We start from the raw sequence: 12,125 nt of genomic DNA on the forward strand, positions 1-12,125 counted from the left end.
CGCAGAACCTTTGAGTTTCCTGTGAATTCAGCTAATTTGCGAGATGTAGACGAACCGCTCGACGATCACCGCCAGCGCCACCACGAAGGCGGGGATGGCCAGGTAGAGCAGGCGCTTGCGGGCCCTGCGCGCCCGCTTCGGCCCGTTCAGCCGGATGATCTCGTACGCGAAGAGCGCCGCCCAGGTCACGCCCAGCGCCCCGACCCCGACCGGCGTCCACGGCGAGGTGGGATCGCCGCGCCCCTTGTACGGCAGGGGTTCGGGGATCTCGGTGCCCCTGACGAACTTCTTCCACGTGTAGAGCGCCGCGTCCTGGTTGGAGAAGACCCGTTTCAGATCGGGCGAGGCGTCCAGCGCCGCACGGAAACGCGTCCCCCAGTCGTCCGGATAGCCCTCGTTGAGCTGCAGGTAGCTCACCTGGCCGCGGCTGACGATCAGGTACGAGTTACGCGGCTCGGCCTTCATGGCGTTGACCGCGTCCGCGATCACCGTCGGGTCCTTGTGGACCAGCGCCTGGACGTTGAAGTTGATCCGCTCGATGTCACGCTCGCCCCACGGCAGCGTCGGCGTGACCTCCTGGCCGACCTTGGGCACCAGGTAGACCACCTTGGCGCTCGGCTTGTCGTTGTTGTAGACGTAGTCGAGAGCGGCCACCTCGCCCTGGGTGACCCGCTCGAACTTCTCGTTGCCGTACCTCGCCAGCAGGAACGCCATCGCGAACAGCACCGCGAAGCACGCCGCGAGCCCGAGCGAGATCTTCCTGGTCAGGTTGGGGTTGAAGCGCACGTTCCGCTTGCGCAGCGGCACGGTCTCCTCGCGCGCGTCCGCGCTGTCGGCCGGCAGGTTCGGGAAGAACGCGTACGCGGCGAGCAGGCACGCGCCGGGCAGCGCGAACATGTAGATCCGCAGCCCGATCTCGCCGCCGTAGCTCTGCAGCGCCAGCGCCAGCACCGGCACGCAGAGCAGGATCAGCGCGGAGCGGTCGAACACCCCGCGCCGCAACCTCCGCAACAGCCCGGTCGCGGCCAGGCTGAGGATCACCACGAGGATGCCCAGCCGCGACTGCAGCACGAGCGCGTGCGCGGGGTCGGTGCCCTCGATCCGGTCGCCGGTGTTGCTGCGCAGGTTCTGCAGGATGTTGCCCAGACCGCCGAAGATCGTGTCGATCTGGCTCGACCAGAAACCCACCGTCATGTAGCTGATCCAGGCCAGCACCACCAGCCCGAGGGCGAACGGCAGCGCCCAGGTCAGCGTGGTCCGCTTGAAGATCAGGAACGCGGTGAGCGTGCCGAGCATCATGAACGGCGTGATCTGGTGCGAGGCCACCGCCGCGAAGAACAGCGCCACCAGCATGAACAGCATCAGCAGCTTGTCGGCCCTGTAGATGCGGGTGTTGGCGAGCTCGCCCGGCGTCATCGCGTCCAGCCTGCCGATCAGCCTGCGCAGGCCCTTGGGCGGGACCGGCTTGGTCCGCGGCTCCACCCGCCCGAACCAGCGCAGCAGGATCGCCACCCACGCCAGATACAGGGCGAAGGTGAAGCCCTGCGGCGAGAAGTAGTCCTGCCCGATCCACTGCACCAGCACGAACAGCAGCGCCGCGAACCAGCGCGCCCGCGTGGTCGCCACGACCTGGCGCAGGATCAGCACGAACGGGAGCAGGTAGAGCAGGTTCGACAGCAGCGGCGTCCACTGCAGGATCGCCGTCATGTCGCTGATGCCGGCGGCCTTCGTCACGAACGCGAACAACGCGAAGAAGCCCGGCCAGCCCATGCGGGCGTCGATGCTGATGGCCGACTCGCCCGTTCTGCTGATGAACTCCACGAAACCGGCGTGAATGTAGGCCGTGGGGAAACGCGGCTCGACCGCCACCAGCGAGCCCGCGCCGTGGAGGGCGAAGGTGATGGCGGCGATCTGGAACAGGAGCAGGAACTTGCGGTCGGAGCTCTGGACGACCGTGAGGAAGAACGACACGATCATGATCAGGATGGCGATGAACGCCGTGACCGGGAGCGCCGAGATCAGGCCGAGGCCGTCGATGTCGTTCGGGTCGACGCCGCCCAGGGGGCTGGGGGGCACCTTGAGGGCCAGGATGTACATGAACAGGCCCTCAAGGACCAGCGCCACGGGCAGCCACTTGGGCGCCGTCGCGATCAGCCGCCGGACGAGGCTGGGCTTGGCCGGGGGCGTCGGCTGCGGGGTGGCCTTCTGCTCCTGAGCCGCGGGACCGGCCTTCAACGCCACGGCCCCGCCCACCGGCCCCGCCTGGGGCCCGCTGACGGGCTGAGGTCCACTCACAGGAAGCGGCTGCGGCCCGCCGGCGGGCTGAGGGCCGCTCGGCGGTTGCGGGCGGGGGAGCGGCTGAGGGCCGCTCTCCGGGCCGGGTTTGGGCGGGACGAGGCTGGGATTGGTGGCGGCCGTATCGGGGACGTCGTCGTCCGGCGCCTCCACCGGGGGCGGCTTGGGCAGGGCGAGGCTGGGCTTGGTGTCGGAGGTGTCCTCGGGCTCGTCGTCCTCGGGTTCGTCCTCGCGGGCCGCCGTGCCCCCTTGCACGGGCATGATCACGGTTCCGGCGGCGGAGGCGTCCTCCTCCGCCGTGGGCGGATGCCCGATGTGCAGGGGTCTGGGCACACGGACGGCCGTGGTCGCCTCGGGGTCGCCGCCCTCGTCAAGGCCGGCCTCCTCGGCGGTGGCACCCTCGTCCGTGGAGGCGTCGTTGTTGGCGGAGGTGTCCTCGTCGGCGGGAGCGTCCTCCTTGGGCGGGGCCTCGGCGGCGAACGTCAGCCTCGGGATGACCCCGGTAGCATCCGGATCAAAGGGCACGTCCGGCTCCTCCTTGTCCCTGGGCACATCTGAGGAGCCCGTGATCCCGGTAGCCCTGCCTTCGCCGTCCCGTTGCGTCACGTTGACCATCATGCGGCCCCGGACGACCCCTGGGTGACAGCAGGCTTACCGCTTTCGCCGTACTTGAGTATTTTGCGGAGATTTCCAAAGATCAAAAATGCGACGAGCAGCTCGCTGAAGAGCAACCCGTACCCCACGGCGTCCACCCGGAAGTAGGGGAACAGCGCGAGGGTGGAGACGAGCACGAGCGCGGCCAGCCCGATCTGGACGGTGGCGAGCCTGCGCGCCTGGCTCTGCGCCCGCAGCGCGCTCAGGTAGACCTCGATCAGCACCCGAGGCAGCACGGCCAGCGACATCAGCCGCAACAGCGTCGTGCCCTCGTCCGCGAAGTCCGAGCCGAAGACGGTCAGGATCAGCGGCGCCGCCACGATCGCCACCACGACGATCGGAGTGACGATCATGAAGGCGCGCCGCAGCGCCATCTGGCAGCTCTGCGCCAGCTTGGACCGGTCGAAGGAGCCCTCGACGGTCAGCGACACCGCCATGTTCATGGCCAGCAGCTCGATCATGCTGGCCAGCGTGTGCGCCATCGCGAAGCGTCCGAACGTGGCCTCGCCCACCTGTGTCGCCACCGCCACGGGCACGAGGTAGATGATCGCCAGGATTGAGAGCGTTCCAGGGAAGTCGCCCGCCAGGAACCTGCGGATCTCCCGCAGCCGGGGTGGCTGCGCGACGGCGTCGGTCTGCCTGATGTGCCTGGGCACCACCATGCCGAAGATCAGCCAGTTGATGGGGATCAGTGCGAGCGCCGTCGGGATGACCCACGAGACGAAGATCCCGCCAGAGGGCAGCGCGCCCGCCAGCGCGACCAGCAGCCCCATCTTGACCAGGCCGAAGACCAGGTTGTTCATGGGCACGAACGTGGCCCTGCGCAGAGCGGTCAGCACCACGTCCTGCAGCGTGAACACGGCCCACACCACCACGGAGGCCAGGAAGAACAGCCCGGGCCCGAACCCGGCCAGCACCGAGTACGTCTGCCCCCACAACGGCAGCGTCAGCAGGAACCCCAGGGCCGCGACCCCGCCCGTGGCGGCGGCCAGGCCGTACCCGCGCAGGATCAGCTCGGGCGTGCGGCGGCCCGCCAGCGGCAGGAAGCGGGCCAGCGCGCCCACGAACCCGAGCGCGGTCAGCGACGCGAACAACCGCATCGCCGTGATGACCGCCTGCCCGCGCCCGAACTCCTCCGGCGAGTAGTAGTGGGCCGCCAGCAGCCAGTAGCCCATGCCGAGGACGCCGGTGACCACGGTGTTCGCCATGAGGGCGTAACCCTGACGGAACAGCGGATTGCGCAGGTCGTGGAGGATCCTCCCCCAGACGCTAGACATTTCCCCGCACCCGTTGCAGCCCGTACCGCGTGCGCCGCACGACCGCGTACCCCTTGGTGAGGATGCGTTCGCGCAGGTAGATGAGGGGCACGCCGGTGCCTTCGACGGCGCGTTTGAACATGGCGATGGTCGTGCCCCTGCCGACCGTCAACCGGGGGATGGCCAGCATGTCGTGCCGGTCGGCGGCGATGGCGTTGCTCACGGCGCACGCGGCGAAATAGCCGGCCTTGCGGACCTCTGTCCGCACGCGTGCGCTGGAGTACCCGTACGGGTAGGCCATGGTGGCGACCGGCGCGCCGATCCGCTCCTCCAGCAGGCCCTTGTTCCTGCGCAGCTCCTGCCGCAGGTCCTCCGTGCGGAGCTGGTCGAGCTGGGGATGGCTGTGGCTGTGGCCGCCGATCTCGACGCCGGTCTGCGCGGCCTCGCGGGCCTGCCCCCAGGACAGCATGCCGTCCAGCGGCCGGCCCGCGGCGTCCTTGCCCGCGTCGGACACCCAGCCGCTGGTGAGGAAGACCGTGGCGGGGAAGCTGTAGTGGTCGAGCAGCGGCAGCGCGTGGCTGTGGAAGTCGGCGTAGCCGTCGTCGAAGGTCACCACGACCGGCTTGGCGGGCACCGAGCGGCCGTTGTTCTTGTTCAGCGCGGCGACCAGGTCACCCAGGGTGAGCGGGGTGAAGCCGCTCTCGCTCAGGTAGGCGAGCTGTTCGGCCAGGTCGGAGGGACGCACCGCGTGAGGTCTGGTGTCGTCGTTGGGTTTGTCGGTGACGGAGTGGTACATCAGGATCGGGATCCGGATCATGATCGCGCCCACCTCAGCCGTGCGGAACCCATCACGTAACCCCAGGTCGTCCAGGCCAGCCCGATGACGATCGCGCCGGCCCGGCCGATCCCGCCCGCGTCGCCGCGCAGCGCCTCGCCGAGGCCGCGCAGCGCCCCGAGCGGCAGCGTCTTCAGCGCGTGCGCCCGCTCGCTGGCCAGTCCGTCCTGGGTGCCGACCTCTCGCGTCACCAGGGCCTTCGACAGCCCTTCTGCGTAGCATCTGGATCTGAAGTAGCGGAAGCGCTCGCGCGGCCCCGGCACCTTGTGCCCGATCACCGCGCGCGGCTCGAACAGCATCACCGAGCCGGGCTTGCGCTGGCTCAGCCTGATGCAGAACTCCGTCTCCTCGCACCCGAGCGGGCGCGACTTGCGCCCCTGCACGCTGCGTCCGATGCCGCTGTGGAAACCGCCCACCTCGGACACCACGTCGCGCAGGAAGGCGGCGTTGCCGCCCATCACGTTGCGGATCGGCGCCCTGACCGAGGGCATGCCTCGGTAGGTGCAGCCGACCGTCCAGTCGAACTCGTAGGGGAACCAGCGCGGCCGGCGCCCCGAAGCCCACAGCGGATCGGTGCGCCCGCCGACGCCCACCACTCCCGGGTTCTGGAAGCCCTCCTCCAAAGCCTCCAGCCACCCGCGGTCGGCGACCGCGTCGTCGTCGAGAAAGGCGACGATCTCACCGGTGGCCGTGGCCACGCCGGTGTTCTTGCCCCCGGACAGCCCCTGCTCGTGCGTGTTCTCCACCACGATGGCCCGTGGATACTCGCGTTTGAGCTTGAGGTGCAGGTCGGGGTTGTGATCGACCACCAGGATCAGCTCGTGTGCCGGGCGCGTCTGACTCTCGACCGACTCGACTGCCTGCCTGATGTCCTCCCACCGATCCTCGGTGTAGACGCAGATGACAACAGACGTGTTCACAACGTTCCCTTTTATGCGACGCCTCGGTCAGCGGCAGGAGTGGCGGCGGGCCCAGGCTGAAGCGGAGCGGGCTGGCGACGCCACTCCCTCAGGATGGTCTTGAGCACGCGGATGCCATCTCGTACGGCGTGCAGGTTGCTCTCGCCGTGGATGCGGGTGCGTTCGTGGCTGGGCACCTCGTGGACCTTCAGCCCGGCCTTGGCGGCGCGCACGTTCATCAGCGTCTCGACCTCGAAGCCGTCGCAGTCGAGGTCGAGCACGTCGAGGTGACGGGCCCAGAAGGCGTTGTAGCCGTAACACAGGTCGGTGTACTTGGTGCTGTACAGGACGTTGACCATTCCGGTCAGGACCCTGTTGCCGAGCCGCCGGTTCAGCGTCAGGTCGTCGCTGCCGCCGCCGGCGGCGTACCGCGAGCCCTTGACGAAGTCGGCGCCGGTCACGAGGGCTCCGACGAAGGAGATGATCTCGCGTCCGTCGGTCGAGCCGTCGGCGTCCAGCATGACGATGATGTCGCTGGTGCACGCGGCGAACCCGGCCGACAGCGCGTCGCCCTTGCCCTTGCCGGACTGGGTGACGATCTTGACGTTCGGCCGCAGCCGTCTGGCCACGGCCACCGTGTCGTCCACGGAGTTGCCGTCGACGAGCACGATCTCGTCGACCCACTGCGGGATCGTGGCGAAGACGTGCGGCAGGTTCTCCGCCTCGTTCATCGCCGGGACCACCACGCTCACCGTCGGGGAAATGGCCAGGTGAGGCGTGACGGGGGTGAAACTCGAAGGTGGCGGCATCGAACGCAAGGGCGACGCTTGCTGTTTGCCGTTGTGCTTGGCTATCTCGGGACTCATGGCGAGGGAAATCCTTCCGGGACCCTGTCGCCTGCTTCCGGCGGTGCCGCTCCCGGGTGCTGCGAGAATGGCGAAGCCGGTGGGACGGTGCATGCGAAGGGTCCTTGGAGTGAGGGTGTGCCGGGCCGGGAGCGCTCGGCGCGCTCCCGTTGGTTGCTTGACTACTGCGTGGGTGACTCCTGCTGCTGCATCGAGCTGCGCACCCGACCGAAGCCCTTCAGGACACGGTCAGCCGCCCTATAAAGAGACGGCCTGTCCATGACAATTGTTCGGGCTTTGTTGAAAGGAGTTCGGCCGATCCAGTGGACCGCCGCCGTCGCGGTCGGTCGTGAGATACGGCCTTCGGCAACGTACAGGACCCCGCTCTTGAGCCAGTCTTTGTACTCCTTGCCGCCTTTGCCCATGTCAACCATGTGCAGCCCGTTGTTCGCGGCGGCCTCGGCCATCTGCAGATGATGGACGATACCCGGCGAATAACGGCCGAACTCGGTGTCGTAGGCGGGGAACCACCCTACAAGCGTGGTGGCCGTGCGGAGGCCGAAATGCCCGGCCACCGGAACGTCACCGGCATAGAGCATGGTCAGGACGCCGGCGAAGTCCGATGAGTTTTCGGCATGCATCATATTGGTCAGTTCGACGATCCACGGCTGCGCGAACCTATCCACCCGGCCAGTTCTTCGATACTGGTCGGATTTCCACGCCAGCAGCGTGCGCAGCGTCTCCGGGTCGGGCGAGGCCCACTCGAAGCGCAGCCCGCCGTGCTCCCTGCCGAGCTTGCGCTCCTTGTAGCGCACGGTCTTGAGGTTCTTCGGCGAGTTGGCCTTGACCTGCTCGATCCAGGCGTCGAAACCCGCGGTGAAGTCCATGACCGGCGCCGGGCGCACGTCCGCCTCGTAGGGGGTGAACGTCGGCTGCCCCGCCACGAGGTGGTCGAAGTCGAACACGCTGAGCTTGCAGGCCCGCAACAGGGCCTTCGCGTCGAGCTTCAGATCCGGGGCCGAGATCAGGCCGTGGCACGTGGTCAGGAAGCCGCCGAGCGGCTTGCCGATGCCGAAGCTGTGCCGTTCGTAGGGGAAGAAGCCCACGATGCCGCTCGCGTCGGATATGACCGCCACCCTCACGTAATCACGCAAACGGTCCATCGCTACGGCGAACTCCACCGAAAGGAATGGGTTGTCCAGACTCGGGTCGGCTTTCTGCAGCTCCCGCCATCGGGCCCGCTCTGGGGCTCCCAGCTCACCCGGCCGGACTATCTGGATGTTCACCTTGCCCTGGCCCCCTGTTCGGTCTGGCTCTTCCCCCGGTACAACACGCGCAGCACGTACATGAACCCCCCGAGCACGGCCACTGTCGCCACGCCGGCCCGGGGCGACCACGCGTTGAACAGCAGCATGGCCTGGGCGAGAAGGACGTTGAGGACGAGGCTGGCCGCGGCTCCCACGGACAGCGCGGCGAGGGGGTCGCGGTCGCGCAACAGGCCCACCACGGCCGCCCCGGGAACGACAAGGAGGAACAGAGAGATCAGGAACGGGCGAATCGGCGTCTGTATGTCGAACAACGCCACTACCGCCCCCGCGATGCAGGCCAGCGCCAGCAGCCAGGCCAGCACCCTGCGGTGTTGCTTGAGCATCTCCTGCTTCTCTCCTGCTCTTGCTGGTTGAAGCACGGTCGATCGCAATTCATGGGACCAATCCGCGCCCGGACACGTCAATGCCGACGCTTGGCGACGTGCTCAGGTTTACCGGCAGGGTGAAAATTCTCATGTGAGTTTCAGCACGTGGTCAAGTGCTCCCCGGCTCGGCGTGATCCCCGAGCACATAAGAATGCCCTATTGGGCAGAGACACTTCGAGCGAAGGCCCGATTTATACCCGTTTGTCGCTTAAATCTGAAGACTTGCTGTGAATTGATGTGTTCTTACGGTGAATAACCGTGTTCTTTGGGTTATCAGCCGTCCAACGGAACTGTATCCACATCCACGTCCGGAGACGACTGCGGGCCCGTGGGCGACTCGGAGGGTTGCGCGGAGGGGGTCGGCTTCGCCGTCGGCGGCTCGGACGTCCGCAACTGGCCGCCCTCCCAGGACAGCGAGCAGGTCACCGTGCCGCCGTTCGAGGTGAAGGAGACCCGGCCGCGGCCGGCGGCGGCCGGATCGACGACCGTGACCCAGACCACCAGGGACCTGCCGGCCTTGATCGACCCTTTCGCCGGGTAGGCGTCCAGCCCCCGCGAGGCGGTCGCCACCCACGAGACCGCGGCGTTGCGGGCGCGCAGCCCGATCCTGCCTAGCCCGTCGACCGTCCGCGGGCACGTCGCGGCCAGCCGGGCGGCCGGCGCGGACTTGCGGCGGGTGGCCGTGGGCGCGACGGCGGACCTGGCGCTCGGCGGCGCGGAGGTGGGCCGCCGGTTCGGCGTGCTCTTCGACGGGGTCGGGGTCGGAGTCGGCGTGATGTCGTCGTCCGGCTCCGGCTCCGGCTCTGACTCGGACTCTGGCTCGGGCTCGGGGCTCGGCTCGAAGGTGAGCGTCGGGGCGGGCGAGAAGCGCGGCGCGGCGCCGCTGTTCGAGACGCCGCGCCCGTTCATGACGACCACCGCGCCCGTCGCGGCCAGCAGGCACACGCCCGCCAGCACCACCGGCGCCAGGCGGCGCGGCCTGCGCCGGCGCGATCGGGGCTCCGGCGGCACGGGGAACCCCGTCCTGTCGAAGCTGTCGCCGCGGTCGGTGATCAGCGTGCGGGTCTGGTCCCGCTCCGGGTTGACGCAGGTGTCGATCACCCGGCGGCGCAGCGAGATCGCCGGGTAGGCCACCGGCACCATGTCCAGCAGCCGAGCGGCCGAGACCTGCCGGTGCCTGCCCTCGGTGCACACCTCGCACCCGCCGATGTGCCCCGACAGCCGCCGCCGCAGCAGCGGGGTGAGCGGGCCCTCCCAGGAATCCAGCATCGCCGACAGATCGGGGCAGTGCGCGCGGCCCGTCCTGGCCAGCACCACCGCCGCGGCGGCGTTCTCGACCTGGTCGCGGGCGCTGCCGAGCCGGGACGCCGCCTGCCGCGAGGTCAGCCCGAGCACCGCGGCGACCTCCGACGGCGTCAGCCCGTGGCGCAGCGACAGCTCCAGGATCTCCCGCCGGCCCCCGCTCAGCTCGCCGAGCGTCTCGTGGACCAGAGCCGCCAGCTCGGGGTCGTCGTGCTCGCCGGGGTCCGGCGGCGTGCCCTCCGCCGGGCCGCCGGTGCGGTGCGCCATCCTGGCCCGCACCTGGAACCTGGTCAGCGCGTACAGCCAGGCGCGTAACCTGGCCGGCTCCTTCAGCCGGTGCACACACCCCTGCGCGGTTACCAGGGCGTCGTGCACGGCGTCGGCCGCCATGTCCCGCCCGGCGGCCAAGGAGAAGGCGTAGTCGTGCAGCCGCTCGCCGTAGGAGTCGTAGAGCTTGGCAGGGGCAGCGGTGTCCGCGCGGCGCAGAGCCTCAACCAGCTCCTGATCGGCGGCGCGATCGACAGTCGGCCATCCAGGCACGGATTCCCTCCCCGCGGGTACGACGGGCGCTCAGGCCCCACGCGGAGAGGACGCGGCCTTGTTCGTACCGGTTCGCCCGCCATGCCCAACAGGCATGGCGGGCCGGATCAGCCGTCGCAGTTGGGGGTGCAGAGGCGCCGTTCCATGCCCTGCAGGAAGAAGTCGCGGACCTGGAGGATGTCCTTGGCGATGTACGCCTCGCCGCCGGTGGCCTTGGCCAGGGCGTCCATCTGCTTCTTGCCCTGCTCGGCCTCAGGGCCGAAGGCGATGAGCAGGATGCTGACGGGCCGCTTCTGGTTGTAGGTCTTCTTCAGGAACTGCAGGATCTCGCTGTTCTTGACGCCGCCGTCAGGGTCGTCGTTGCCCGCGCCGTCCGTGAGGATCAGCAGTGTGTTGATCTTGTCCTCGCGGTAGGTCTTGGTCAGCTCCGTGTACGCCGCCTTGATCGTGTCGTTCAGCCCGGTGTCGCCCGTGGCCTTGGCCTGGATCGAGGCGAACGTCTTGACCAGCGAATCCTTGCGGAGTGTGCCGTCGACCGTCTCGCTGACCGGCCCGAGGGAGACCAGTTCCTTCCAGTCCTTGTCGCGTCCGTCCAGGTGTGTGGAGAACGTCCACAGCCCCAGCTCGGAGTCGGCGGGGAAGAGCCCCAGACCCTCCGTCGCGATCTTGTTGATGGCCTGCATGCGGGTCATGCCCGTGCCCGGCACCGGCAGCGCCATCGTGCCCGAGACGTCGAGCAGGGTCAGCAGGCGGCTGCCGAGGTTCAGCCGCGACCAGGTCTGCACCATCCTGGTGACGGTCGTGCCGTCGGGCGGGGCGAGGGCGGCCGGCTTCTCCGGCGCGAACCCCTTGTCCTGCGACAGCGCGTTGCCCGCCGTGCCGTCCACGTCCCTGAACCCGGCGTCGCGCAGGGTCTTCTTGGCCGACTCCGTGGTGAGGTCCTGCTTGAAGCTCGCCGCCGCCTTGAGCACCGCCGGGTCCTTGGTGAGGATCGTGACAGGGTAGTCGAGGTTGAGCGTGCCCTCCTGCGGATAGAGCGCGACCACCGGCGACTCAGGCTTCTTCGTGTTGTGGGCGTGGATGGCCTGCTCGGAGGTGACGCCGACGGGCACCCTGCTGCCCGACTTGACGGTCAGGCTGGCCAGCAGCGCCGTGGAGTCGGAGGCGAGCCGGTTCGACAGCTCCTTCAACGCGCCCACCAGCGCCTTGTCCTGGCCGGCCTCCTTGGCCGTGCCGGCGGCGGCCAGCAGCGCGGTCAGGCCGGCGGAGTTCTTCTGCGGGTCGAGGGCGAGCACGCGGACCTTCTTGCCCGGCCCGTCCACGTTGGCCACGTTCGCCGCGGAGATCATGCCCGCCCAGCTCGGCTGGAGGGAGTCCGACAACTTCGGCGCGGCGGACTTGGCCGCGGCCAGCACCACGGGGGAGACCGCGATCGAGCCCTCGACCTGGGGCAGCCTGTCGCCGCCCGACTGGCCCCGCATGCTCTCCATGAGCAGGCTGGAGTCGGCCACCCAGAAGTCGGCGCTCACCTTGCCCGCGGCCAGCGCGTTCGCGGTCCTGGCCGCGCTCTCCTTGGCCACCGTCACCTCGACGCACTTGCTGTCGATCGAGTGCAGGGCCTTGTTGTAGTTGCCGGCGATCTTGTTGAGCGCGGGCTGGATGTCGGGGGCGGCGACCACGCGCAGCGGCAGCTTGCCGCCCGTGCAGTCGTGGTCCCGATTGAAGATCACGAACGCCGCGACACCCAGGAGCACCGCCAGGGCGACCGCCCCGGCCAGCGGTACGAGCACCCTTCCCCGGCCGGCG

Annotated in this window: 9 protein-coding genes; all 9 read right to left on the reverse strand. The window is 69.0% G+C overall.

Annotation, left to right across the window (positions count from 1 at the left end; genetic code table 11):
• Positions 1–27 precede the first annotated feature (27 nt).
• Positions 28–2,901 carry a hypothetical protein gene (locus ACFOY2_RS12925; RefSeq protein ID WP_379528211.1) on the reverse strand — a complete coding sequence of 958 codons (2,874 nt, stop codon included), beginning with the start codon at positions 2,899–2,901 and terminating at the stop codon, positions 28–30.
• An 8-nt stretch (positions 2,902–2,909) separates the two neighbouring features.
• Complete coding sequence (locus ACFOY2_RS12930; RefSeq protein ID WP_379528212.1) at positions 2,910–4,226, reverse strand: lipopolysaccharide biosynthesis protein; 1,317 nt, start codon at positions 4,224–4,226, stop codon at positions 2,910–2,912.
• The gene (locus ACFOY2_RS12935; RefSeq protein ID WP_379528213.1) at positions 4,219–5,022 is read right to left on the reverse strand and encodes a polysaccharide deacetylase family protein; all 804 of its coding nucleotides are present in this window, start codon (positions 5,020–5,022) and stop codon (positions 4,219–4,221) included. Before ACFOY2_RS12935 ends, ACFOY2_RS12930 begins: the two co-directional genes overlap by 8 nt.
• Complete coding sequence (locus tag ACFOY2_RS12940) at positions 5,019–5,960, reverse strand: glycosyltransferase family 2 protein (protein ID WP_379528214.1); 942 nt, start codon at positions 5,958–5,960, stop codon at positions 5,019–5,021. Before ACFOY2_RS12940 ends, ACFOY2_RS12935 begins: the two co-directional genes overlap by 4 nt.
• 11 nt (positions 5,961–5,971) lie before the next feature.
• The gene (locus tag ACFOY2_RS12945; RefSeq protein ID WP_379528215.1) at positions 5,972–6,805 is read right to left on the reverse strand and encodes a glycosyltransferase family 2 protein; all 834 of its coding nucleotides are present in this window, start codon (positions 6,803–6,805) and stop codon (positions 5,972–5,974) included.
• Between the two features lie 161 nt (positions 6,806–6,966).
• Positions 6,967–8,070, reverse strand: coding sequence for a GNAT family N-acetyltransferase (locus ACFOY2_RS12950; protein WP_379528216.1), 1,104 nt, complete (start codon positions 8,068–8,070; stop codon positions 6,967–6,969).
• Complete coding sequence (locus ACFOY2_RS12955; protein ID WP_357808084.1) at positions 8,067–8,435, reverse strand: hypothetical protein; 369 nt, start codon at positions 8,433–8,435, stop codon at positions 8,067–8,069. Before ACFOY2_RS12955 ends, ACFOY2_RS12950 begins: the two co-directional genes overlap by 4 nt.
• A 315-nt stretch (positions 8,436–8,750) precedes the next feature.
• A complete protein-coding gene (locus ACFOY2_RS12960; protein WP_379528217.1) occupies positions 8,751–10,319 on the reverse strand; it encodes an RNA polymerase sigma factor in 1,569 nt (522 codons plus the stop codon).
• Positions 10,320–10,426: 107 nt separating this feature from the next.
• Entirely contained in the window at positions 10,427–12,109 is a 1,683-nt protein-coding gene (locus tag ACFOY2_RS12965; protein WP_379528218.1) for a substrate-binding domain-containing protein, read from the reverse strand.
• Between the last annotated feature and the right edge of the window lie 16 nt (positions 12,110–12,125).

It is taken from the genome of Nonomuraea purpurea, assembly GCF_042650645.1.
GTDB classification, from domain to species: domain Bacteria; phylum Actinomycetota; class Actinomycetes; order Streptosporangiales; family Streptosporangiaceae; genus Nonomuraea; species Nonomuraea purpurea.

Coding starts and splice junctions, on each gene's coding strand:
- ACFOY2_RS12930 (WP_379528212.1), bottom strand. CDS start 4,226: ATGTCTAGCGTCTGGGGGAGGATCCTCCACGACCTGCGCAATCCGCTG.
- ACFOY2_RS12935 (WP_379528213.1), bottom strand. CDS start 5,022: ATGATCCGGATCCCGATCCTGATGTACCACTCCGTCACCGACAAACCC.
- ACFOY2_RS12945 (WP_379528215.1), bottom strand. CDS start 6,805: ATGAGTCCCGAGATAGCCAAGCACAACGGCAAACAGCAAGCGTCGCCC.
- ACFOY2_RS12955 (WP_357808084.1), bottom strand. CDS start 8,435: ATGCTCAAGCAACACCGCAGGGTGCTGGCCTGGCTGCTGGCGCTGGCC.